We start from the raw sequence: 22,632 nt of genomic DNA, 5'->3' as shown, positions 1-22,632 counted from the left end.
CGTGAGTGCGTGAGTGCGTGAGTGCGTGAGTGCGTGAGTGCGTGAGTGCGTGAGTGCGTGAGTGCGTGAGTGCGTGAGTGCGTGAGTGCGTGAGTGCGTGAGTGCGTGAAGATGCGTGGTGTTCGATTCGGCCGGCAATCGGGCGAGTCCGCCCCAGGAGCGAATAAATTCGCCGCTGGAAAATCGCAAAGTCCGCCTGCGCGGACTCGGCGGCACGGCGGTGTGCGGAGTTCCAGGCACCTGCGCGTCCGCGGCCACGGGATCGGCAGGCTACATTGCGAGCAGAGCAGAGGTGACGTGGCGATGCCACACCCGTCGTTGCCGGCTATTCCCTATTCCCTGTTCCCTATTCCCTCGTGACTGCACCTGTATCGCTGGCGCTGAGCGCGGGGCCGGACGCGCTCGCCATCATCCGCGAGCGCGGGCTGCGCGCGGAAGACGTGGACGTGGTTCCCGGCGCGGCGGGCGGGCCCAAGTGGCTGGTGCTGGAAGGGCTGGACCGCTTTCTGTTCGGCGAGTTCTTCAACCGGCCGCGCGACCGGCCGCTGCACCTGATCGGCTCGTCCATCGGCAGCTGGCGGACGACGTGCATGGCCATGCGCGACCCCGCGGCGGCGGTGGAGCGGCTGCGCGAAGGCTACATCGAGCAGAAATACGCCACCAAGCCGCCGCCCGCGCTGGTGACGCGGACGATCGCGGCGGTCATCGACGGGATGCTGGGGGAAACGGGCGAGGAGGAGATTCTATCCCACCCGTGGGCACGGCTGCACGTGATCACCGCGGAGTGCCGCGGGCTGGCGGCCAGCGAGCGGACCGCGATCCAGATGCTGGGGCTGGCGGCCGCGGCGGCGGGCAACCTCGTCAGCCGGCGGATGCTGGCGATGCAGATGCGCCGCGTGATCTTCAACACCGCGGGCGACGACAGCCCCTTTCGCGAGCTGGCGGACCTGCCCACGCAGCACCGCCCGCTCACGCGCCAGAACCTGCGGCACGCGCTGCTGGCGTCCGGATCCATCCCCATGGTGCTGCAGGGCGTGCCGATTCCCGGCGAGCCCGCGGGGATGCACCGCGACGGTGGCGTGATCGACTACCACCTGGACCTGGACTTTGGGCCCGGCGCGGGGCTGGTGCTGTATCCGCACTTCTACGCGCACGTGGTGCCCGGGTGGTTCGACAAGGGGCTGAGCTGGCGGCGCGCGGGATGGAAGAACTTTCGCCGCGCGCTGATCCTGGCGCCCACACCGGAGTTCGTGGCGCGGCTCCCGGGCGGCAAGATCCCGGACCGCAACGACTTCTACCGCATGCCCGACGCCGAGCGCATCCGCGTGTGGCGCGCCACGGTCGCCGCCAGCGCGCAGATGGCGGACGAGTTGCGCGAGCTGATCGCCACGGACCGCGTCGCTGACGCCGTGCGGCCGCTCTGATGGGCAGACCGTCGAGATGGGCGGGTGGGGATGAGCGGGTGAACCCGCTGCTGGGACAGCGATAAGCCCCGTTCGGCGCCGCTGACGCGTCGCGAACGGGGCTTCAACCGCTCGTGGCGGAAGGACCTGCGCGTTCTTCGGCGGGCTCCGAGGCACGGAAAGGAGATCCTTCGGTCGCGCGCCGGTCTGGGGTGCGGACGGGTCCCGCGCGGCGTTCCCTCAGGAAGTCAACGCCTTTGCTGCAAATTTCGAGGGTCTGCAGCGCCCGGTACGCCCCTCCCCTGTGTCAGCCGATCAGATAGTCCAGGATGGCGTCGCTGACGGCGTTGTTGCTCACGGCGTCGAATCCCACGAACATGGGGCCGCTGTTGATCTCCAGAAACACCAGCTCACCGGTGTCGGGATGGGTGCGGAAGTCGGCGGCTCCGTACTCCATCTGCAGCCGCTCCATCAGCCGCGCCAGCGCTGCGACGGTGCCGGGGTCGATGCTCTCCAGCGGCATCAGTTCCACGCGCGAGTTCTCGTCGGCACGGTAGTCCAGCTGGTCGCTGATGACGTGAAAGGGGATGAAGCGCCCGCCCACGCCGTAGATGCGCACCTCCGGCACCACCATCCGCCGCTGCACGAACGCCGGCGCCGCCGAGCGGCCGTCCTTGCGCGGCGTGTCGGCGAGCAGATCGGCCAGCAGCTTGGTGTAGCCGCCGCCGGGGACCGGCTTGGCGATCATGTCGTCCGCGCCCTGCAGCCCGTCCAGCATCTCCATGTCGTTGGTGATGATGGTGCGCGGGATGGCGAGGCCGCATTCCGCCGCCGTGCGCAGCATGAACGGCTTGTTGGACTGGCCCGTGTAGCCGCGGTTCAGCATCCGCAGGTCATCGTGCGCAAGCATCCACCCGTGCGCGGTGATGTGCCACGCGCTGGCGCGAAAGCTCACGGATGGGCGCGGATCCGCCATCGCGGTAAAGACGTCGTAGCGCAGAAAGCCGGCGCCGGGGCGGATTTCCTGGCCGTTCAGCACCAGCGTGTCGGCTTCCACGTCCCAGGTGAGCGCGGGGTTGCCGGTGGCGCCCACCAGCAACTCGATCACCGGCAGTTCCCGTTCGCGCGCGCGGCGCAGCAGCGACAGGATGCTGTGATCGATGTCGCCGCCGCCGATGAGGATGGGGCGATCGGCTCGGGGGGAGAACGTGGCGGCAGATCGCGGCACTTCGGTGGTGGACGGCATGCGGCGGATGGATGCGGCAGGGGGAAAAACGTCGGCGGGGGAGCCGGCCAGGTGCCGGCTCCACCGCCGCGGTGATGGTCAGAACGAGCCGAACGGGTTCTCGGTCTCCACCCGCTGCATCGACTCGCACTCTTCCCACCGGTTGGTGGTGTTGGTCTCTTCGCCGCAGGCCAGCGTCTTGTCCAGCATGGCGTTCTCCTCCGTGATCGGTGAACGGTGGCGGCCACGCGCCGCCATCGCACACGCCCGGACGGAATGCCCGGGAGCGGCGCACCATCTTAACACGACGATATTCAACACTCAACCCCGCCATCTCAACCACTGCACCGTGGACATCAACGGAACGCCACGCGAGGGGATGAGCGGGCGGATGAGCGGGTGAACCCGCTGCTGGGAAAGCGATAAGCCCCGTACGGCGCCGCTCACGCGTCGCCGAACGGGGCTTCAACCGCTCGTAGCGGAAAGGCCTGCACGGTTGCGGCAGGCGCCGAGCACGCGGAGAGGAGATCCTTCGGTCGCGCGCCGGGTCTGGCGTGCGGGACGGCCCGGCGCGCGCTCCCTCAGGTAATCAACGGAGACGTTACCGAAGCCACTGCACCATCGCAGTTTATCCCCTCTCCCGCGCAGTTTGCGGGAGAGGGGCAGGCGAGGAACGAGCCGGGGTGAGGGCCCGAGCCGTGGTGAGGCCCCCTACCGCGCCCGCCGCGGCCGCTTCCCTCCCCCACCCTTCCGCCGTCCCCCTCCGCCGCCGCCACGGCCGCCGCGCGAACCGCCTTCGTCGCCGCCGCGGCCGCCGTGACGGCCGCCACCTTTGCGCTGGCCCGAGCGGCGCGGACGTCCGCCCTCGCCGCGGGCGCGGCCGTCGCGGCCTCGTCCGCCGCCCCGGCCACCTTCCTCCTGCTCGCGGGCTCGGTTGCGGGTGGCGGAACTGGTGTCGCGCACCAGCACGCGCGCCTCGTCCAGCGTGGCGGCGCGGATCGCCTCGTGCTTGCCGCGCGTGACCGTCCAGTGCAGCGGGCGGTCGAGGGTGGGCAGCTCCTCCTCATCCACCTGGTTGAGCGTCTTGGCCGGGATGCGGGCGCGCACCACGGCGGTCCCATCATCCCCCAGCACGTAATCCAGTGGATACGAGCGCTCGTCGATCCAGATGTGGTCGGGCAGCGCCATCCACCGCGCACGCTCCTCCGCCGGCACCAGCGAGTCCGGATCCAGCCGCAGCGGCGTCTCCATGAACTCGGCGTAGCTGTTGACGGACGCCAGACGCGCCATCAGGTGGTCCGTCAGCACGCTCTCGTTTACCGCCGCCGTGGTCCCCGCGCTGCGGCGGAAGACCTCGCGCAGCTCGCGCAGGGTCTCGCGGACGCCGGGGATGTCGGAGTGATACGCCTGGCCGCTGGCCACGGCGGCGGCCAGCGCGCGGCGGGCCTGCTCCTGCATCCCTTCCGGAAAGCGGCTGATCCCCTCGTCGTCGCTCTCCAGCACGAAGCCGTGGAACTCCTTGGCGCGGCGCAGGCGCAGCGGCGCGCGGCGATGGGCGGCATCGTACACGATCTCCGCCTCGCCCGGCCGCGCGTACTCCCACACCATCTCGTTGGGGATGTTGCTGCCGCTGATGGAGCCGCGCGCGCGCCCCATCTTGTCCGCGAAGTAGACGATCTCGCCCGCGACGGCGCCGTACGGGCGGCACATGCTGGTCTTGGAGACGCTCACCTCCTCGCCCCAGCTGGTCTCCTCGTCGATCACCAGGTCGAACGGCATCACCCGGGCGACGAGCGCGCGCCACTCGCGGTCCAGCTTGGCGTTGAGCTTCGGCAGCATCCGCGGCAGCTCCAGCCCCAGGCCGCGGTAGATGGAGGCGATGGCGAGCGCGGCGTCCTCGATCGCCCGCATCATCACCCCCCGCTCCTCGCACCACTTTTCCAGCGCGTCCGCGTCGAACACGTGGCGCGGCAGGCCGTACACGCTGCCCAACGAGCCCGTGGTCGCCAGCGCGTCCTGGTAGATGGCGTAGGCCGTAAGGTGGTCGCTGCCGTCTACCACGTACTGGCCGATGTCGTTGTCCTGCTGGCGCAGCATGCGGTGCAGCGACTCGATGGATGCGCAGACGGCGACGATGGTCACCAGGTGCGCGTCGCTCTGCACCAGCAGCTCGCCCCAGGCGCGGTCGACGGGGAGCACCTCTACCTCGCGGCCGTAGCGGGTGAGGCGGCCGTTCTGTATGATGCCGCGCGTCTGCAGCAGCTCCACCGCGCGGCGGTAGGCGATGCGGTCCAGCGGCACGGGCAGGTCCAGCTCGTCGGCGCGGACGCCCATGTCGGCGCAGGTCATCGCCACGCGCTCGGGGTCGCCGGCCAGCTGAAAGTGCGGCTCGGTGGGGCGCAGGTTCTCGAACACGATGTCGCGCTCGGAGAGGATCCACACCTGGCCGTTCTCCACGCGCCCGTGCACGCGGCCGGCCATCTGCAGAATCTCGTTGGCGCCCAGTGGCAGGCGCGTGAGCACGCTCTTGCCCTTTTTGACCAGCGTGGTGAACTGCGCGTCCTCGATGACCACCGTGTCCAGCCCGCGGATGTTCAGCGCGCTCTGCCCCGCGGCCGTCATCGACAGCACGAACGGGTGCGGCGCGCCCTCATCCTCCAGGAACGGGCGCAGCTTGGCCACGGGCTCGCCGCCGTGGTAGAACTCCGTCAGCACGCCCTTGTAGCGCTCCGTAACCACCTTGGCCACCTGCTCCGTCCCCGCGCGCGTGGGGACGAACACGGCCACGCCGCGCCGGTCCTTCTGCACGTGCCGCATGAAGCGGTCGCCCAGAAAGCTGACGGGGTCGCTGGTGTTGCTGACGCGCACCTCCGCCGCCTTGTCGGGATCGAAGGCGGACGATTCGATGACGGCGGCGCTGTCCAGGTACTGGCTGTAGAAGGTGGGATCGACGGTGGCGCTGAGCCAGATGAAGCGGCAGCCGGCGCGCTTGGCCAGCGCCAGGCACAGCTCCAGCTCCGCGCTGGTCTGGTGGATCTCGTCGACGATGACGACGTCCGACGCGTCGATCATGTCGTCCTGCAGCCACCGCCGCGCGATGCCGGTGGTGACGATGACCACGTTCCACGTCGGCGTCTCCGGCGTGGCCTCGCGCTCGCGGTTCACGACGCCCACGCGCAGCTCCTGCGTACCCAGGATCTCCTGCGCGATGGGGCGGATCGCCAGCGTTTTGCCCGTGCCCGTGCCCGCCATGATGCCGAAGCCGCGGCCCGCGCGCGCCAGGTCGCGGATCTCCTCGCCGTGCTCGCGCTGGATGACGGTTTCCACGCCCGTAAGCTGCACGCCCAGCTCGATGGTCTCGCACGCCGCGCGGGTGGGGGCGATGACGACCACGCGCCCCTCGGGCGGGCGGCCGGGATAGCGTTCGCTGGGAGGTGTGCTGGGTACCTCGACCATGCGGCTCCGTTTCTGTGCTGGTGTGGCGTGTGGGACCCGGTTTCTCACGGCAGCAAACCGCCCGCCGCGCAATCTACGCGGCGGGCGGAAGGGCAGGAAGCAGGCCAAGGGCTTGCGCCCGTCTGGGCATTGAACAGATCCTTCGCTAGAAGAGATGACAGCTAAGAGTTCGTGCTTTGCGCGGACCACCTCACATTGTGCTTAACGGAGCCTTGCCATGATGGTCCACCCTGACTTGGAGACGGTGTGGTATGGAAAGCGGGGTATGCGAGTCGGGATCGAGGCATGTGTAAAAAAGAAATGTGTCCTGTCAGCGGTCACACTCATCTTCTCGGCAATCGATGCGCTTTCAGCTCTAACACGTCCAGTGGGGCAGTTGGAGACGAATCGCAGTTTTTTCAAAGGATGGGTTGACGATTACCTCCTTCACCACCTCACAACACCTCTGACTGCCTCTGATCTATATGGGGCGAGATGCGGAATCGTTCACACGCACGGGCCGGATTCGGGCTTATCGAGAAAAGGCGAAGCTAAGACAATCGTGTATCGTTGGCGCACTGGACATAAACCAGATGACCCGATCCTCGCAGCATATGCTCGCGATGCGCTCGTCGTGGAGATAGAGGCTTTATTCGAAGCGATGCGGAACGCAGTAGATGACTTCCACCAGCGCGTCTGCAGTGATCCCGACCTAAGATCTCGCGTTGAGTCGCACATCAGGAGCCTGTTGTGCTATGCTCCTTCCGAGCCAATCTCAATTGTAGTGGATAAGGAAGCTCAACCAATGTAAGCGCCCCTCGGGCGGGGCGGCCGGGATAGCGTTCGCTGGGAGGTGTGCTGGGTACCTCGACCATGCGGCTCCGTTTCTGTGCTGGTGTGGCGTGTGGGACCCGGATCTGGCGGCAGCAAACCGCCCGCCGCGTCAATCTACGCGGCGGGCGGAAGGGCAGGAAGCAGGCCAAGGAGCTTCCACTAAGTTACGCCACCAGGAGATCCCGTGAAAACATGCTCGATCACAACAGCTTGGTACTGCGCTCCAACAATCGAATGTCAAATAAAGCCTGACGCCGTCACTCCTCTCGTGCATTCGATGAATGCAGTTCTATACGCACGAGTTGGTATCGAGCTACGCCTGATTCTGCTGTGACTCGGCACGCGGGTGAACGATTCGCAGCGACAGGGTGGAGAGGGTTTCCCAACGCTTCTCGTCACTCTCAATTCGAGAGGCAATTAAACTCCCGAGCAGGAGTTGATGGGTATCGACGAGCCTCGCATGGAATGCAGCAAGATTATCGGTAGCAGAGGTATTCATCTTGAGGTAAATGGCTGCCACAAAATTCGTGAGTAGCGCGCCCACGCCTCCCAATACAGCGGTTATGATCTGTGTATCCGGGGTTTGGGCAACCTTCAATACAAGGTAGAGCGTTGATGCGATAATCCCGACACCGAGGAAAATACAGACCGCCCCGAGGCCAAACACCCATAAGTTTTGGCTCAGATTAAGATCATAGTACCGCCTAAGTTGCGCATCATTAATTCTTAGTACTTTCTCGGCCCGGCTTTCACGCTTACTTACTTCAAAGCTGAGCAGATCCGTTTGGAAATCTATGTCTTGAATATCGATCTCGAGATCTCTCAACCTTAAACGGTACGCTGGAAGCATGGAAAGCGGAACCAACGCATACGTCATCATCAAGAGAGAGACAGGTGAGAAAATCCCCTTTGTCCGAAAATAGTACAGCGACATCAGAGGTAGCATCACAAAGGCGAGGAGGGCGACGCCGAACAACGCATAATACAAGCTCTGAACTCGACGGCGGCGATCCGTGAGTTCCTTTCTTCGGTCCCGGAGGGACGTTAAGCTGTCCTGCTCGGTGCCTAGCTCCCCTGAAGATCGCTGCAACTCGTTCATAGGTGGTTGGTGTTCACAGAGTAAAAGATTTGAGGCACGAGACCACCACATCGGCCTAGCCGCTACGATTAGAACTCGAAGGGCTGGATATGGATAAAGTTAAGCTGAACGGCCTCTGCCAATAACCGGTCAACCTGAGCGTCACCAACATACAAACTCGCGGCCTTTGGAATCCCTGAATCTCTGAGAGCAGTTTCAAGCAGTGCACACTTATCAACACGCTCATCAAGCGAATGGCGCCCGTACACCCTTATGGAAGGCGGATCAACAGAGAAGGTTCTAGCTAGTATGTCTTCCATAGATTGTACCAACCCTCGGCTAAGGACCGCCACGTGCGCATAATTCATCACTCGGAGTAAGAATGAACGAGCATTCGGATCTAAAATGGCGCTGTCAAGATAATACTCGATCAGAGTGCGCTTCTTCAGAACGATATCCCGGCAAAGTTGTTCATCCATCTTCTGAGTCTGTGCCGCCACCTCCCGCATCATCTCGAACGAATCTACACCTCGAAAAAGTGCACTGCGAACAGCAGACTCGACCTGCGAAGCCAAGGGAGTATCGAACGGCACTTCCATTGCGTTTAGAAATGCGCTAACATGCAGCGGAGTAAAATCAAACAGAGTTCCACCAAAATCGAAGCAAACGAATCGGTAGTGCTTGCTCTTAACCTTGGCAAACACTTCCTGATATGCATCTGTCTGGCGACGAGTTTTATCGTGCATACGTCTCAATCAGTTCTGCCCAGCGCTCAGAGATCGTGGTACTTTCCCTCAAGAATGGACGTTTGAAGAAGAACCCAAGTTGCGGACGAAATCCAGAATGCCCGATTGATGCGCCCCGGTCTACCAACCGGATCAAATCAAGAATTACCGCTCCGGCTAATTGTGAGTCGTGGCCGCGCCAATCGACTCTGATTGATAAAGGAGCACCCAGCCAAGTGCGACACTCAATCGCATCCCAAGCCTCCTTCGAATCACCCCAGGGCGGGCAGTATTCGATTCGCACACGGTGGAACCCAGTCTCTACAGCTTGCAGAGAGTCAGTTTTATCTGCAAGCTTCGGCACCGAGTATTCTGGATGACTAAGGACGAGCCCGTCGCGATTACCGATGAGATTCGTTGAGTACCACGCTTCAAGCCGGATGCCACGACGGCTCAACATCTCAGCAAGAGTGACTTTCATCATTGTTTGTCCAGTACTCCCATCACGTCCAACTATCTGTACCCCCTTGGATTCAGCATAACTCCAAAGATCTTGATACTCCAATGTGTTACTAGGCGTGAAGTCAATAAAATGCGCACCTGCGTTAGCAGCACCAAAGGCATACATCAATCCGCTCGGCAACAATTGGTTTTGTTGTTCAGCAAGAGCCCCTAGCGATGGTATAGACCCCGTATCACGTGAGGGGGTGCCGACAAATACTACTACAACGCGATTGCAGCCAGTTGTGGATCTGAACAGTTCAATGTCGGACGACACCATGGCAGCGCCTTCCTTCAAGGAAGTCGGGAGCCGGACATCTTGCTGATCATCCCGGAGTGGGTATTCGAAAGGTGTCCATAGCCCGGGATAAATTTGAATGGGTTCTTCGCAAATCGACTCGATAATCGCTGGAGGGAGATGACCATATTCACGGACGCTGCGCGAAGGAGTGCGCATGTAGTCCCACCCTCCAACGACCATTGACTTGGCAGATTGAAGTGGAGTGCTGGCAAAAATCGGGTGACTTGTCGTTCCGTACTCCTCATGAACTACACCATTCCTTATCCCAATAATACCACCCATAACGGCAGTTCCAGTCATCCCCAGCGCTCCGACCAAGAGAACTCCTAAGCGGTCAGCCGAGTGTTCCCCAACGTGTTCCATGAAACTCCCTCCTGAATTAGGGTAAGGGGTGTGTTAGGCACTCATCTGTCCCTTCAGGAACAATGCTGCTGCCTCAACATCTGAGGGATCATCTACATCAAAAACAGGGGTCTCCACGTAAATACGCACGTCACTGTCCGGTTGTCGGAGCAACGCAGCCATGATACTCATGTCTCGCTCCTGATGCAGCACTGTCAATCCCCCAATGTATTCGCAGGCTTGCGCTGATAGCCAACGCACGTTCGCAAACACCATCGAGGTCGGCGGTATGCCTTTCGCGATCCGCAGCAACCGTCCATCAGGCGTGCTCACGACCCAAATGGGATCATCGTCAGATACGTAGGTGGTTGCCAAGACAACAGCAGTTGTAGGCGCTGTGCTGCCAACGAACCGCAAAAGTCGCTCGTATGTTCCCTGCGAGGCAACAGTATCTGCTGTACTGATGAGACAGGCAGCGTTTCCGATTTCCTGTACTAGGGCATGGAGTGATGCGCCCGTACCCCCATCTGGGGGGACTCGCACTATCCGAACACCACCTGGGAATCTCACCTCCTTGCGAATATACTGCTCAAGTTCCGTCTCACCTGCTCTGATCGCGATAAATACTTCCTCGATCCCCGCATCCGAACACTGGCTGAATACATGATCTATCAACGGCTTACCGGCAACCATCGTTAGTGGTTTGCAACGTGATAAGCGAGCTAGCCGCCGTCCTGCCCCAGCAGCCATGATGCCAGCGACCCGTGTGATCCCATTCACCTGTTCCACCTCCGAATCATGGAAGCCGTCGATTAGCAAGCGGAACTAGCTCTTCTGAGATCCACCGAGCTATTCTTTCTCGATCGCGCCACTCAGGATCTATCAAGCCCCATACTAAATCGAAGTCCTTGACGGCTATGGATGCCACATCACGACCGTAGATGAAAAGAGAGTTGAGGCGGATGTCATCTCCCTTCCCAACCGGCTCATGAAGGATGACACACTCAGCATCAATAACATGGTACTTGATCGGCAGAGCGTGGTCAGAGATTCCCACATAGTAATTGTGATAACGCAGAAGTACTTCCCTCCAGTTATCTAACAGTTCGATAATGGTTGATACTGGCAAGGGCCACATTTCATCCGAGTGTGTTCCCGTCGCGACATAGCGCACGATTGCGCTCCGAGGAAAGAGCTCTCTGTAGCGAACGCCTGCACCCAAGGCAGAAAAAAAAGCTGCTCTCCGACTCTGATGCGCCGCCACATATGCCTCCATCTCGGGATTGCCCGCTCCAAATCGTTGTGTAGCTATATAGTGCAGTGCTTCATCCTTGTGAAGATAAGGCGCGAGCCGCCGCTGAATATATGCAAAATCTTTTCCTTGTGCTTCTGCTTTAACAACTGCTCGACGATACTCCGCAACACTTGTGTTCACCAAAACTTGGGCTGATACCAATCCACCCCGAGACGCAGGAGACGGCAATGATGTTTTTGCAACGTTGCGCGCGATCTCTTGACGCGCAGAAATCAATTGACGAGCCGTAATGAACTGGGCATGAGACATGATCGAAATCACGGCAGTAAACACGATAGCGAACCATCCACTCGTTGCACTCAGAACACCGTCCAATTCATTAATCCCCAATGCGAGGAGCGGTAGGTATACACCAAGTATGAGAGCGTGCAAGAATACGGTGAATCGCTTCGGGCTTGGCCTATTCGCCAATACCGCCAATACCACCATAAGGGCCGTCGCCGAGGTACCAATTAGGAGAACCTCGATCCCTGGGGCGAAAAGCATCGCTCGTGTTTAACGAACTAGATTGACAAACGAGGCGAGGCCACCGGATCGATCATGGTGAGGTCTGAACGACCTCCAGAAGCCGCTTTAAGAAGCGCCTTACGCTCCGCTAGGTCAGCGCACTCCGGCCCAAAGTGGAACGGCATCACCCAGCTAGGCTTGCATTTGGAAACCAAATGACCAAGATCTTCAGCAGTAGAATGTCCCCGTTTATTAACTGTTTGACCCACGCGCGCTTCGGTACCAAACGCTTCGCCAAGCAGAATCCCGCAGTCCGCAAAAAACGCGATATGTTCCTCACTGGGTGCGGTGTCGGCCGTGAAGCCCACGTCTACACCTCCGGATGCCGATAGGCGGCAACCATGACACTCCACCGAATGAATTGTTTCGACAGTGCGGATAGAGATCTGATCCGTCAGCCCAATTTCACCATCAGCTATCAGTGGTTTCCAAAGAACGTTGAATTTTCGATCCGGATACTGGAGATCGAGTAGAGCACGACATCCTTCAAGCACACCGGCCGATCCAAGAATCGTCAGTGGCGCCCCCCCGCCATCCAAGGATCTACCCAGCAGTTCTCTTGTAAACACGAAATTCGAGAAACCCGAGGAATGGTCAGAATGCAAATGCGAGAGGAAGAGGTGAGTGCATTCGGTAGGTTGTATAGACAACTCACGCATTCGACCAATGGGATCAACGCCAGTATCCAGCAGAATTCGAACGTCACCATAATCAACATGGAATGAAGTTGTCGGTCCTGCATAGCTATGCGTCCAAACCCCAAGTGCTGTAATCTGCATATCGCCTCCTGCTCAAGATCTAGGGGATGAAGAAGTCATGAAAACAAGGCGGAAAGCATCCGCCATCGGTGCGATATCGTAGCAATCCCATCCGGTCTGAGTCAAGTATCTCGTCACATGGTAGCCTACGAAGGCGCGTGATCATCCTCCAGTTCGAGCTTTAGACTCAGCAACTCCTCTGCCCGTACCGCCGCGAGACGCGCAACTGCAGCTTTCCATCCTTCCGGCGGTCGCCGATAGGACGGTGATGCAGGGTCCATCCGCGCTTGACGAATCAGGCCGTATGAAGCTCCCAATTCGCGCGCCAGATCAGCGAGACTCACGCTTTTCATGAGTCGATCAGTTGCTTCGGTAAAATCCATAGTTGCTAACAATGCAATTGACAGACTGCCCACTGCTAACTATATTGTTAGCAGCAGGGAGAAATAGCAAGGCTGGCCGCCTCTCCCGCCAAGAAGACACGGCCAGCCTCACACACGGAACGACCCGAAGGCCGCCCGCTCGCCAAAGCTACCCCTGCTGCGCGGCCAGGGTCAAGAGGATTGGAGATCGCCATGCGCGCACCCCGCACATCCGCAGGCTCCGCTCCCACCCTCCGCGCGCGGAAGGAGGCTCGCGCATGATGCTCACCAGCCATGCCGGCGTCCCCGCCTCGCCCATGCGGCTGCTGGAGATGCTGACGGACCGCTTCGGCGTCTTTGAGGCGCTGGCACACTCCACCATCAAGCTCAACCGCTGCACCAGCGCCGACGAACTCTCGATGGACCCGCAGGTCGCCGAAGCCGTGCTGGAGTTTGCCGACGACCTGCGCACCGCCCGCGCCGCCTCCGGCGCCTGGGCCGAGACGAAGGGCCTGATCCAGCACACGGAGCCGGCGGAAAGCGAGGACGGCTGAGCGCGAGCAGGAGGCGAGGAATCAAACAGCCGCGGGCCAGAGTTGGCCGCGGCTGTCGTGTTTACATGTGAGCATACTTGAACGCCTACCCGCAATACGCGGGAGGTGCAGGTATCAGTTGTCCGGATCGACTGACTGGCGTTGCGCGCGGAGAAGGGCAGCATCCAGGCGGCTCTCCTCTGTGGCGTAGATTTCATCCAGCCGCGCGGTAATCTCGCTTTCCCGCTCTTGCGACTGGTGATCGCAATCTTCGTCCGAGTACTCAGGCCAAGCCTCGAAATCAGCGGCAAGTCCCTCCTCCGCCAGCGCACGCTCCTCGGCCGGATCCAGCAGGGCAGCCGCCTTTTTCAGGCGATCGTACAGTTCGGGCTGGACATGCGGGACCTCGGCCAGCGCGGTCTCGTACTTGTCATGGCTGGCCCGGAGAGCGCGTTCCTGCAGATCCTCCATTCCGCCGTCCTCCAGCCGTTCCGCGAGAACGCGCACGGCAAGCTCCTGTGCCCTGGCAACCGCGCTCGCACGGTCTTCCCCGTAGACGATCACGCCAGGGAGCTCCGGCACCTCGGCGATCCAGCGGCCGTCCTCCTCGCGTTCAACCTCGATGTGAAAGTGCATCCGCAGATCTCTGCCCTATGCCGCTTGCGACGCGAAGACCGCCACTTCCTCTTCCAGACGCGCACCCAGCCGGTCCCGCTCCACCTCCAAATCATAGCGCGACTGCAGATTGAGCCAGAACTGCTCGCTAGTCCCGAAGTAGCGGGCCAGCCGCAGCGCTGTATCCGCCGTGATTGCCCGCTTCCCGTGGACGATCTCGTTGATGCGGCGCGGAGGAACGCTGAGGTCCTGCGCGAGCCGATACTGCGACAGACCGAGCGGAACCAGAAAATCCTCCATCAGGACCTCGCCTGGATGGATCGGCGCCAGCTTGGCGTTTGTTGGCATGGCTGGTTCTCCCCACGATTCAGTGATAATCGACAATCTCCACCTCGTACGCGTCTCCATCGTCCAGCGGAAGCAGACGCGCCACTGGTCATTGACGCGAATGCTGTGCTGGCCCTTTCGATCGCCCTTCAGCGCCTCCAGCCGATTGCCCGGCGGGATGCGCAAATCATCCAGACGGTCGGCGGCATCGAGTTGAAGGAGCTTACGCAGCATCACCCGATGAAGCTCGGGCGGAAACCGCCGGCCAGGCGTGCGGGCGAAGAGACGCTCCGTCTCACGGTCAGCGAAGCTCCGGATCATCACCAACCATAACGCAACGCGTTATGCATTTCAAGGTTATTCGCTCACCAGCCATGCCGGCGTCCCCGCCTCGCCCATGCGGCTGCTGGAGATGCTGACGGACCGATTCGGCGTCTTCGAGGCGCTGGCACACTCCACCATCAAGCTCAACCGCTGCACCGGCGCCGACGAGCTCTCGATGGACCCGCAGGTCGCCGAAGCCGTGCTGGAGTTTGCCGACGACCTGCGCACCGCCCGCGCCGCCTCCGGCGCTTGGGCCGAGACCAAGGGTCTGGTCCAGCACTGGGAACTCGCGGATAGCGAGGATGATGCCTGAGGGCAGGCGAGGGAGCCGAGGAAGCAAACAGCCGCAGGCCAGAGTTGGCCCGCGGCTGTCGTGTTATGCACCTTATCGGGTGTGCCTGGCCGCTTACCGCCGCCGCGCGCGAGGCAGTGCGCCGGCTGGGCCCTCATCACGGTACGAGGCGAGAACGGCAGCGGCAATCGAGAGCGTCCGCTTGCGGATCAGCTCACCGGATGCGCAGGCCGCCGCAGGTTGGCGGTGATACCGCTGCTCTTCGCCTGCTCCTGTGAGCGGTAAAATACATCTTCGCCCACCAGCGTGGACTGCCAGTTCTGCTGCTGCGGTTCTTCGCTGCGCAGCAGCCACATGGTAATGATGACTTCTGAGCCGTCGGCATCGTAGTACTGTCCCGCCCAGGTGGTCAGGCTGTTGCTGTCTCCATACTCGTTGCTCCAGAGCACCACCCATCCGACGGAGGGATTCGTATCTGCGTTGATGTAACCAGTGAGGTTGTAAATGCCCTGCGCATTCCCTACCGCGGTCTGATAGGTTCCGCTGATTGTGGTCCCGCTGGATGTGATGGTGAGCAGCGATCCAAGCTCGTTGTACCACATTCCGTCGATTGCCATTGTTACCTCCCGATGAGAAGAAATTGAGTCGCTCAACGGACTCAGCACGTCCGCACCACTGAGAATACGTCAATCCGCACTTCTTTTCAACAGAATTTTCTCATTGGGGGCGGCATGTGGCCGCACGCGCCAGTCTGAACGTGTGCGACGCCGCGGACGAACTGGTGTGTCTGACCTCTTGACCGCCACAGCATAGGCGACGTGGTGTGCCTGCCGCGCGACCAAGAGGAGATTCGGCATGCGCCATCCCGCACATCGGCAGGCTCCGCTCCCACTCCGAGCGCGGACGTAGGCTCGCGCATGATGCGCACCAGCCATACCGGCGTCCCCGCCTCGCCCATGCGGCTGCTGGAGATGCTGACGAACCGTTGCGGCGTCTTCGAGGCGCTGGGCCACGCCCACCATCAAGCTCAACCGCTGCACCAGCATCGATGAGCTCGCGATGGACCCGCAGGTCCCCGGAGCCGTGTTGGAGTTTGCCGACGCCCTGCGCACCGCCCGCGCCGCCTCCGGCGCCTGGGCCGAGAGCAACGGCTTGCTGCAGCACAGGGATTGGCGGAGAACGAAGACGACAGCTGAGACTCAGGCGGCGAAGGAGAAGATCAATAGCCGCGAGCCCGCTCAGCCGTGGCTTGTGTTGTATGATCTCGACTTAGCGGCAGTCGAACTCTGCTCTAATATTGAGGCGCAGAGCCGCAGTCATCCGCCCGCTAACGATTAGCGGTGCGTATGTTTAACCCACTCAGTGCGGCTCCGCAACGACCTTATACGGCAACACCTGTTGCTGAGCCGCCGACTTGTGAGCGGAAGGCAGCATATCGTCGGCTTCGGACTCGAGGGTACGATGTGAGTCCCGAAGCTCCGCGAGTTGCTGTCCCGAGGCAACTACCATCAGAGTCACTCCGTGAATGAAGAATAGAGCTATAGCCAATCCGAAAACGATCGAGATTTGCAGGATCATTGACTGGTGAGCTGGCCCAACTGTTGATCGGAGTTCAGCACTGGTAGCAATACCAAAGAACACGAAGAAGAAGATTGCGCATACGAAACTACGAATTGCAGAGAACAATCGAATTTGAACTACCTGCATGATACGATATCGTTTCAAGAAGTGTTCGCCCTGCTTCTGCAGGTTGTGCCGGCGCTCAGGCGTGGCGGTGCGCCACTCGGAGCATGTTGCCCGAAACAGCCGTGAGATACGATCGTGCTTTGCGTTTGCACCTAAAATCAACGAGGCACAAGCACTGATGGCAACCAGGAAGGCTGCTGCAATCTGAACAAGAGGGGAATTCATAAGCACAAACAATTGATAAGGAATCGGAACTGGATGAGTCAGTATACAGGGTGGGATCGGGATTCAAAAGGATTTTAGTTGTTTGCGTCGCCTCATAGTTTGGTCTGCTTGCTGGGAAGTGGCTCACAACCAGAGACGGGACGCTCTTCCAGCACCTCGATGAGCGCCGCCTTGAGCACGTCTTTCAACTGCGCTTCGCTGAACGAAGCTGCAACCATTGCTGCTCTCTTCCATCATGTCCATCAAGCGTGTGTGCTCGTCCTGTAGCAAACATCCCATCACGGTGCGGATGTTGCCGCGCCACGCGGGGCGCGCTCTGGACGGGCCTTTACGCCCGCGGCGCCTTTCCGAAAGGCAGGCAGATGGCGAAGTCGGACATCGGTGATCCAACGCAGGCGGACGATTTCGCGCCGGAGCAGGACGGGCACGCCGCCGAGGCGCATCCCGCGGCACACGGGGCGAACTTCTGGGCGGTGTTCGAGTCGGCGCCGGACGCGTACCTGCTGCTGGCGCCGGATCCGCCGCGCTTCACCATGGTGGCGGCCAACGAGGCGCGGCTGCGCGCCACGCTCAGCCGGCGCGAGGACGTCATCGGCCATCCCCTGTTCGAGATTTTTCCCGACAACCCGGACGATCCCGCGGCCTCGGGGGTGCGCAACCTGCAGGCGTCGCTGCACGAGGTGATCCGGACGGGAAAGCCGCACCGGATGGCGCTGCAGAAGTACGACATCCGCACCCCCGCCGGCACGTTCGAGGAGCGGTACTGGGACCCGCTGAACTCGCCCGTCTTCGATGATCGCGGCGAGCTCATCTACATCATCCACCGGGTGGAGGACGTCACCGGGCAGGTGCGCTCGGAAAGCCGGCTGCGCATTCTTGAAAACGTGGTGACCACCGCCAACGACGCGGTGATGGTCACCGAGCCGGAGCCGCTGGACGGCGCGGGCCCCTGCATCGTCTACGTCAACGCGGCGTTCACGCGGATGACGGGGTTCACGCCCGGCGAGGCCGTCGGCAAGCCGACGCGAATGCTGCTGGGCGCGGAGTCGGACTCGGAGACGGTGGGGCGCATCCGCACGGCTCTGCAGCGGCGGGAGCCCGTGCGCGCCGAGCTGCTTCACCATCGCAAGGACGGCACGCCGATCTGGGCGGAAGTGAGCATCGCGCCCGTGCTGGACGAGGACGGCCGCGTGGTCCACTTCACCTCCGTGCAGCGCGACATCACCGGACGGCGGCAGGCGGAGGAGACGGCGCTGCGCCTGGCGCGCGAGACGGCGGCGCGCGAGGAGGAGGCGCGGGCGCGCAGAGAGATCGAAGCCCTGCTGGAGAGCATTACCGACGCGTTCGTGGCGGTGGATCGGGAGTGGCGCTACACGTACGTGAACCGCGAGGCGGAGCGGCTTCTCCACAAGCCACGCGCGGAACTCCTGGGGCGGACCATCTGGGAGGTATTCCCCGAAGCGGTCGGGTCCGCGACCGGCGTGCAGTACCAGCGGGCGATGGCGGAGCAGGTGACGGCCGCGTTCGAGGACTATTCCGCCGCGCTGGGGATCTGGACGGAGGTCCACGCGTATCCTTCGGCCGACGGCCTCTCCATCTTCTTTCGCGACGTGACCGCCCGCCGGCGCGCGGAGGAGCAGCTGCGCGAAAGCGAGGAGCGCTACCGTCTGCTGGCCGACCTCATCCCGCAGTACATCTGGACCACGGACGCCCACGGCTACCACCGCTACTTCAACCGCCGCTGGTACGACTTTACCGGCACCACGCTGGAAAAAACACAGGGCGAGGGCTGGCTGCAGTACATCCATCCCGACGACCGGGAGCGCACCATCGAGCGCTGGCAGCACTCGCTGCGAACGGGGGAGCGGTACTCCATCGAATACCGGTTCCGCAACGTAGACGGGAACTACTGCTGGTTCTGGGGCCAGGCGGCGCCACAGCGCGACGAGAACGGCGCCATCGCCGGCTGGTTCGGCACGCTCACCGACATCTCCGACCGCAAGCGGCTGGACGAGGACCGCGAGCGGCTGCTGCGCACGGAGCGGGAGGCGCGGGAGCAGGTTACCACCATCCTGGAGAGCATCACCGACGCGTTCTTCGCGGTGAACCGGGAGTGGCGCTTTACCTACGTGAACCACGAGGCGGAGCGTCTGCTCCAGCGCTCACGCGAGGAGCTTTTGGGCCGCGTGGTGTGGAACGAGTTTCCCGAGGCGGTCGGCGCCACCTTCGAGCGCGAGTATCACCGGGCGGTGCAGGAGCAGACGACGGTCCAGTTCGAGGAATACTTCGCGCCGCTCGATGCCTGGTTCGACGTCCGCGCCTACCCCACCTCCGACGGCCTTTCCGTCTACTTCAGCAACGTCACGCAGCGAAAGCAGGCCGAACAGGCGCTGCGGGAGAGCGAGGAGCGCTTTCGCGCGCTGGGCAACAGCATCCCCCAGCTGGCCTGGATGGCGGACCCCGACGGCTGGATCTTCTGGTACAACGAGCGCTGGCACGAGTACACCGGCACCACGCTGGACGAGATGCAGGGATGGGGATGGCGGAAGGTCCATCATCCCGCGCACGTGGACCGCGTGGTGGCGGGGATCCGGCGTTCGTTCGAGACGGGCGAGCCGTGGGAGGATACCTTTCCGCTGCGGAGCCGAACCGGCGAGTACCGCTGGTTCCTTTCCCGCGCGGTGCCCATCCGGGATGACGAGGGAAAGGTGGTGCGGTGGTTCGGCACCAACACCGACGTCACGGCGGAGATCGAGGCATCGGCCGAGCGCGAGGAGCTGCTGCGCGCCGAGCAGGAGGCGCGCGCCGAAGCCGAGCGGCGGCGCGAGGAGCTGGAGCGGGTCACGGAGAGCCGCACGCGGCTGATGCGGGGGTTCTCGCACGACGTAAAGAACCCGCTGGGCGCGGCGGACGGATACGCGCAGCTGCTGGAGGACGGGATCTACGGGGATCTCTCCGACACGCAGCGCGACAGCATTGGCCGCATCCGCCGCTCGCTGCGCGTTTCGCTGCGGCTGATCAACGACCTGCTGGAGCTGGCCCGTGCCGAGTCGGGGCAGATCGAGATCCACTGCGCGGCGACGGACGTGATGCAGGCCGCGCGCGAGGTCGCCGACGACTTTCGCGCGCAGGCGGCCGCCGCCGGCCTGGACGTCGACGTCCGCGGGCCGGTGGGGCTGCACGCCGAGACGGATCCCACACGGATGCGGCAGATCCTGGCCAACCTGCTCTCCAACGCGGTCAAGTACGCGCCCAACGGGCAGGTGACGGTTTCCGCGGAGCTTCCGCCGACCGGCAACGGTCCCCGGCCGGGCCCGTGCGTGGCCGTCCGCGTGGCCGACACCGGGCCGGGCATTCCGGCGGACAAGCGGGAGTCCATCTTTCAGGAGTTCACCCGGCTGGATCCAGAGGCGCAGCAGGGCGCCGGCGTGGGCCTCGCCATCAGCCGCCGCATCGCCCGCCTCATGGGCGGCGATCTGACGGTGGAGAGCGAGCCCGGCCACGGCTCCACCTTCACGCTCTGGCTTCCGCCGGCGCGGCCGGAGTAGCTGATGCTCCTCCCCGAAGCAGACCCCTCCCCCCTTTGCACAATCTTTTTCGGATGTAAATTACGGCAACCACGCTCGCTCCCCCGTGTCACCTGAGCGGAGATGCCGATGATGAAGTGCAAGGCCGTACGCGCCGCCATCCTGGGATTGCTGATGACGCTCGCCGGAGCGATGCCGCTCGCGGCGCAGGCGGGTGCGGAGCCGGGGGTGGACTGGGCGCGGGTCACGGAGCGCGACCTGAACGTGGCGTCCGTGTTCCTGACGGCGCGCGACCGGGGGCCGCGCGCGGCGCTGGACAGCCTGGAGCGGCTGGCCGCGCGGGACCCGTCGATCCGCGGCAAGGGGCACCAGCTGGCGCACGCCGTCGGCCGGTACGCCATGGAGCAGCGAAAGGACCTTGCCGTGCTGGCGGGGTGCACGCCGCGCTTCCAGTCCGGGTGCTTTCACGGCGTGCTGGAAGGCTACTTTCTGCAGGGCGGAAGCATCGACCGCGCGTCGGTGGGGAACGTGTGCACGGGGCAGCAGGTCGCCCGCGGGTTCGAGCGGATGGAGTGCTGGCACGGGCTGGGACACGGCCTGATGGTGCACCACGCGGGCAACTTCAGGCAGGCGCTAGACGTTTGCGACGGGCTGCAGGCGGACCAGCCCCGGCGGGAATGCCAGGACGGCATCTTCATGGAACGGGCGATCCGCGCCATCGGAGCCACGTCCATCAACGTGGGCGGCGGGCCGGGGATCGGCCACGCGCACGGGGCGGAGGGGCACCAGGATCACGCCGCCGCGCGCACCCTCTCCGCCGCCGACAAGCAGGACGGCGCCGGGCGCGCGATGGCCAAGGTGGGCGCGCGGAGGGAGCGCGAGCAATTGTGCAGCGGGGTGGATGCGGGCCACCAGCGCTCGTGCTGGGCGTACCAGTCGATGGTGCTGATGTCGATGAGCTGGCCCAACTACCCCCGCGCGCTCCGCGGCTGCGACACGGCCCCGGCAGATGCCGTGCGCGACTGCTACCAGGGATTCGGCAAGCAGATGCTGGGCGTCAGCTTTGGCGACGTGGGCAAGATGATGGAAGCGTGCAGGCAGGGCGACCCCGCCCGCGTGACGGACTGCCTGATGGGCGGTGTGGAGTACTTCACGGACCTGGACTGGCGCATCGAGCCGGGGATCGACTTCTGCCGCCAGGTGCCGGGCGAGTCCAAGCCGCGCTGCTACGAGATGATCGGCGCGCGGCTTACGCTGGCGCACACCGATCCGGAGCCGGTGCGCGCCGCCTGCCGGCAGGTAGAAGCCGCCTACGTCCGCGCCTGCCTTGCCGGAGCCGGGATGCAGGAACGCTGAACGCCCGATTTCGACGGATGCAAGACCAGCAGCCCCGCCGAGGTCATCTCGGCGGGGCTGCTGGTTTGGGATCAAGGCCTTGAACGGCTCCCGAGGGCTGGGCCTCGCGCCATCCGACAAAGATCCTTCGGTCGCGCGCAAACCCTTGTGTGACTTCTGGTTGCACGTGGTGCGCTCCCTCAGGATGACAGGTGGGCCGCCGGTGGGAGAGGGTGAGCAGCGCGGTCGGGCGCAACGCTCGTGAGCATCGCGCTATCGCGCGCTGCTCAGCCGGCGGCGTCGTAGGCGCGGCGGAGGACGGAGAGGACCTCGGCGTCGAGGTCGTCCGGGCCCATGAGGGCGACGGCGTACTGGCACATGCCGCCGGGCTTCTGCGCCACGATGCGCTCGCTGGCCACGTCGTCCTTGAGGTTGATGCCCAGCTCGGCGCGGTCGGCGGTTTTGGGGCCCAGCATGGCGAACTGCTTTTTGCGGCGCAGCGCGACGTACGCTTTCTTCGGCGCCACCTCGAAGTCGCCCCACGGCTGGATGGCCGCCATCACGGCGTCGTGGACGGAACGGAGGTGCGCCTTCTTGCCCGTGTAGATGTCGGCCAGCGGGTCGGCGGCGCCATCATCGGCCCCGGGGGCGGTGCCCTTGCTGCCCGAGGTGAAGTGGGTGAGCGTGTTGGCGTCGCCGTAGCCCAGCCCGTACGTCTCCATCAGCCACGCCCGTACCTCGCCGTGCTTCGTTTTGCCGGACCCGGCGACCGCGGCCCGCAACGCGGCCAGATCCTTCCCCGTCTTCCCTTCGATGTTTCGCAACTGCGTGGCGAGCGCCTGTTCGGGAGTGCTCATCTGCACCTCTTCATCAAGCCGTTCCGGAGAAAGGTAGCCGCTGGGCCAAGCTACCCACGCCCGGCGACAAGGGGCAAGAACGGCGTTCGCGCGGAGGCGCGGAGAAGGCTCTCCGTGGCCTCCGC

21 protein-coding genes and 1 pseudogene are annotated in these 22,632 nt (G+C 63.2%); 7 read left to right on the top strand and 15 right to left on the bottom strand.

The features are described 5' to 3' along the window. The first annotated feature begins 356 nt into the window (after positions 1–356). Positions 357–1,424, top strand: coding sequence for a patatin-like phospholipase family protein (locus ACOJUJ_RS28785; protein WP_420130374.1), 1,068 nt, complete (start codon positions 357–359; stop codon positions 1,422–1,424). Positions 1,425–1,710: 286 nt separating this feature from the next. Here the strand turns inward: ACOJUJ_RS28785 and ACOJUJ_RS28780 are convergent, their stop codons facing one another. From ACOJUJ_RS28780 to ACOJUJ_RS28745, 8 genes are all read right to left on the bottom strand, one after another. Continuing rightward, a complete protein-coding gene (locus ACOJUJ_RS28780; protein WP_420130373.1) occupies positions 1,711–2,649 on the bottom strand; it encodes an ATP-grasp domain-containing protein in 939 nt (312 codons plus the stop codon). Between the two features lie 690 nt (positions 2,650–3,339). After that, positions 3,340–6,084, bottom strand: coding sequence for a DEAD/DEAH box helicase (locus ACOJUJ_RS28775; protein ID WP_420130372.1), 2,745 nt, complete (start codon positions 6,082–6,084; stop codon positions 3,340–3,342). A 1,126-nt stretch (positions 6,085–7,210) separates the two neighbouring features. Beyond that, positions 7,211–7,996: a hypothetical protein gene (locus ACOJUJ_RS28770; RefSeq protein ID WP_420130371.1), complete on the bottom strand. Its 786-nt coding sequence runs from the start codon at positions 7,994–7,996 to the stop codon at positions 7,211–7,213. A 68-nt stretch (positions 7,997–8,064) separates the two neighbouring features. Next, positions 8,065–8,721, bottom strand: coding sequence for an HAD family hydrolase (locus tag ACOJUJ_RS28765; RefSeq protein WP_420130370.1), 657 nt, complete (start codon positions 8,719–8,721; stop codon positions 8,065–8,067). Beyond that, on the bottom strand, positions 8,711–9,865 hold the full coding sequence (locus ACOJUJ_RS28760; RefSeq protein WP_420130369.1) for an inositol-3-phosphate synthase: 1,155 nt from the start codon (positions 9,863–9,865) through the stop codon (positions 8,711–8,713). The genes ACOJUJ_RS28765 and ACOJUJ_RS28760 overlap by 11 nt, the downstream gene beginning before the upstream one ends. Positions 9,866–9,898: 33 nt before the next feature. Then, positions 9,899–10,594 (bottom strand): NTP transferase domain-containing protein, encoded by a 696-nt coding sequence (locus ACOJUJ_RS28755; RefSeq protein ID WP_420130376.1) that lies wholly within the window; start codon positions 10,592–10,594, stop codon positions 9,899–9,901. A 46-nt stretch (positions 10,595–10,640) separates the two neighbouring features. Then, on the bottom strand, positions 10,641–11,432 hold the full coding sequence (locus tag ACOJUJ_RS28750; RefSeq protein WP_420130368.1) for a hypothetical protein: 792 nt from the start codon (positions 11,430–11,432) through the stop codon (positions 10,641–10,643). A gap of 230 nt (positions 11,433–11,662) precedes the next feature. Further along, complete coding sequence (locus ACOJUJ_RS28745; RefSeq protein ID WP_420130367.1) at positions 11,663–12,445, bottom strand: MBL fold metallo-hydrolase; 783 nt, start codon at positions 12,443–12,445, stop codon at positions 11,663–11,665. A 619-nt stretch (positions 12,446–13,064) separates the two neighbouring features. On the opposite strand from ACOJUJ_RS28745, the gene ACOJUJ_RS28740 reads away from it, so the two are divergent. Continuing rightward, on the top strand, positions 13,065–13,340 hold the full coding sequence (locus ACOJUJ_RS28740) for a hypothetical protein (RefSeq protein WP_420130366.1): 276 nt from the start codon (positions 13,065–13,067) through the stop codon (positions 13,338–13,340). Between the two features lie 114 nt (positions 13,341–13,454). On the opposite strand, the gene ACOJUJ_RS28735 is transcribed toward ACOJUJ_RS28740, so the two are convergent. From ACOJUJ_RS28735 to ACOJUJ_RS28725, 3 genes and pseudogenes are all read right to left on the bottom strand, one after another. Beyond that, complete coding sequence (locus tag ACOJUJ_RS28735) at positions 13,455–13,955, bottom strand: type II toxin-antitoxin system HicB family antitoxin (protein ID WP_420130365.1); 501 nt, start codon at positions 13,953–13,955, stop codon at positions 13,455–13,457. A 15-nt stretch (positions 13,956–13,970) separates the two neighbouring features. Beyond that, positions 13,971–14,282: a HigA family addiction module antitoxin gene (locus tag ACOJUJ_RS28730; RefSeq protein WP_420130375.1), complete on the bottom strand. Its 312-nt coding sequence runs from the start codon at positions 14,280–14,282 to the stop codon at positions 13,971–13,973. A gap of 120 nt (positions 14,283–14,402) precedes the next feature. Next, positions 14,403–14,582 (bottom strand): annotated as a pseudogene (locus ACOJUJ_RS28725) (type II toxin-antitoxin system RelE/ParE family toxin); the annotation flags it as partial. Positions 14,583–14,658: 76 nt separating this feature from the next. Between ACOJUJ_RS28725 and ACOJUJ_RS28720 the strand changes: the two are divergent. Continuing rightward, positions 14,659–14,898, top strand: coding sequence for a hypothetical protein (locus tag ACOJUJ_RS28720; RefSeq protein ID WP_420130364.1), 240 nt, complete (start codon positions 14,659–14,661; stop codon positions 14,896–14,898). A gap of 188 nt (positions 14,899–15,086) precedes the next feature. On the opposite strand, the gene ACOJUJ_RS28715 is transcribed toward ACOJUJ_RS28720, so the two are convergent. Further along, positions 15,087–15,494 carry an avidin/streptavidin family protein gene (locus ACOJUJ_RS28715; RefSeq protein WP_420130363.1) on the bottom strand — a complete coding sequence of 136 codons (408 nt, stop codon included), beginning with the start codon at positions 15,492–15,494 and terminating at the stop codon, positions 15,087–15,089. 303 nt (positions 15,495–15,797) lie between these two features. Between ACOJUJ_RS28715 and ACOJUJ_RS28710 the strand changes: the two genes are divergently transcribed. Continuing rightward, complete coding sequence (locus ACOJUJ_RS28710; protein ID WP_420130362.1) at positions 15,798–15,929, top strand: hypothetical protein; 132 nt, start codon at positions 15,798–15,800, stop codon at positions 15,927–15,929. A 34-nt stretch (positions 15,930–15,963) separates the two neighbouring features. Beyond that, positions 15,964–16,215 (top strand): hypothetical protein, encoded by a 252-nt coding sequence (locus ACOJUJ_RS28705; protein WP_420130361.1) that lies wholly within the window; start codon positions 15,964–15,966, stop codon positions 16,213–16,215. Positions 16,216–16,236: 21 nt separating this feature from the next. Here ACOJUJ_RS28705 and ACOJUJ_RS28700 read toward each other — a convergent pair whose 3' ends face one another. Both ACOJUJ_RS28700 and ACOJUJ_RS28695 read right to left on the bottom strand, forming a co-directional pair. Further along, the gene (locus ACOJUJ_RS28700; protein WP_420130360.1) at positions 16,237–16,788 is read right to left on the bottom strand and encodes a hypothetical protein; all 552 of its coding nucleotides are present in this window, start codon (positions 16,786–16,788) and stop codon (positions 16,237–16,239) included. A gap of 92 nt (positions 16,789–16,880) precedes the next feature. Further along, positions 16,881–17,006, bottom strand: coding sequence for a hypothetical protein (locus ACOJUJ_RS28695; RefSeq protein ID WP_420130359.1), 126 nt, complete (start codon positions 17,004–17,006; stop codon positions 16,881–16,883). A gap of 144 nt (positions 17,007–17,150) precedes the next feature. On the opposite strand from ACOJUJ_RS28695, the gene ACOJUJ_RS28690 reads away from it, so the two are divergent. Beyond that, positions 17,151–20,336, top strand: coding sequence for a PAS domain S-box protein (locus tag ACOJUJ_RS28690; protein ID WP_420130358.1), 3,186 nt, complete (start codon positions 17,151–17,153; stop codon positions 20,334–20,336). Positions 20,337–20,444: 108 nt separating this feature from the next. Continuing rightward, complete coding sequence (locus tag ACOJUJ_RS28685; protein ID WP_420130357.1) at positions 20,445–21,671, top strand: hypothetical protein; 1,227 nt, start codon at positions 20,445–20,447, stop codon at positions 21,669–21,671. A gap of 266 nt (positions 21,672–21,937) precedes the next feature. Here the strand turns inward: ACOJUJ_RS28685 and ACOJUJ_RS28680 are convergent, their stop codons facing one another. Then, positions 21,938–22,507, bottom strand: a complete 570-nt coding sequence (locus ACOJUJ_RS28680; protein ID WP_420130356.1) for a DUF5655 domain-containing protein — start codon at positions 22,505–22,507, stop codon at positions 21,938–21,940. Between the last annotated feature and the right edge of the window lie 125 nt (positions 22,508–22,632).

The organism is Longimicrobium sp. (assembly GCF_048594345.1).
In the GTDB taxonomy this organism is placed as follows: Bacteria; Gemmatimonadota; Gemmatimonadetes; order Longimicrobiales; family Longimicrobiaceae; genus Longimicrobium.
The sequence above is the reverse complement of the archived record's forward strand: the minus strand, read 5'-3'. Positions and strand labels throughout refer to the sequence as shown.

Bases quoted from the DNA above. Each gene is read 5' to 3' on its own strand.
- ACOJUJ_RS28680 (WP_420130356.1), bottom strand. From the start codon at position 22,507: ATGAGCACTCCCGAACAGGCGCTCGCCACGCAGTTGCGAAACATCGAA.
- ACOJUJ_RS28745 (WP_420130367.1), bottom strand. From the start codon at position 12,445: ATGCAGATTACAGCACTTGGGGTTTGGACGCATAGCTATGCAGGACCG.
- ACOJUJ_RS28780 (WP_420130373.1), bottom strand. From the start codon at position 2,649: ATGCCGTCCACCACCGAAGTGCCGCGATCTGCCGCCACGTTCTCCCCC.
- ACOJUJ_RS28760 (WP_420130369.1), bottom strand. From the start codon at position 9,865: ATGGAACACGTTGGGGAACACTCGGCTGACCGCTTAGGAGTTCTCTTG.
- ACOJUJ_RS28700 (WP_420130360.1), bottom strand. From the start codon at position 16,788: ATGAATTCCCCTCTTGTTCAGATTGCAGCAGCCTTCCTGGTTGCCATC.
- ACOJUJ_RS28695 (WP_420130359.1), bottom strand. From the start codon at position 17,006: ATGGTTGCAGCTTCGTTCAGCGAAGCGCAGTTGAAAGACGTGCTCAAG.
- ACOJUJ_RS28770 (WP_420130371.1), bottom strand. From the start codon at position 7,996: ATGAACGAGTTGCAGCGATCTTCAGGGGAGCTAGGCACCGAGCAGGAC.
- ACOJUJ_RS28740 (WP_420130366.1), top strand. From the start codon at position 13,065: ATGATGCTCACCAGCCATGCCGGCGTCCCCGCCTCGCCCATGCGGCTG.
- ACOJUJ_RS28685 (WP_420130357.1), top strand. From the start codon at position 20,445: ATGATGAAGTGCAAGGCCGTACGCGCCGCCATCCTGGGATTGCTGATG.
- ACOJUJ_RS28690 (WP_420130358.1), top strand. From the start codon at position 17,151: ATGGCGAAGTCGGACATCGGTGATCCAACGCAGGCGGACGATTTCGCG.
- ACOJUJ_RS28710 (WP_420130362.1), top strand. From the start codon at position 15,798: ATGCGCACCAGCCATACCGGCGTCCCCGCCTCGCCCATGCGGCTGCTG.
- ACOJUJ_RS28735 (WP_420130365.1), bottom strand. From the start codon at position 13,955: ATGCACTTTCACATCGAGGTTGAACGCGAGGAGGACGGCCGCTGGATC.
- ACOJUJ_RS28765 (WP_420130370.1), bottom strand. From the start codon at position 8,721: ATGCACGATAAAACTCGTCGCCAGACAGATGCATATCAGGAAGTGTTT.
- ACOJUJ_RS28720 (WP_420130364.1), top strand. From the start codon at position 14,659: ATGCGGCTGCTGGAGATGCTGACGGACCGATTCGGCGTCTTCGAGGCG.
- ACOJUJ_RS28730 (WP_420130375.1), bottom strand. From the start codon at position 14,282: ATGCCAACAAACGCCAAGCTGGCGCCGATCCATCCAGGCGAGGTCCTG.
- ACOJUJ_RS28715 (WP_420130363.1), bottom strand. From the start codon at position 15,494: ATGGCAATCGACGGAATGTGGTACAACGAGCTTGGATCGCTGCTCACC.
- ACOJUJ_RS28755 (WP_420130376.1), bottom strand. From the start codon at position 10,594: ATGGCTGCTGGGGCAGGACGGCGGCTAGCTCGCTTATCACGTTGCAAA.
- ACOJUJ_RS28775 (WP_420130372.1), bottom strand. From the start codon at position 6,084: ATGGTCGAGGTACCCAGCACACCTCCCAGCGAACGCTATCCCGGCCGC.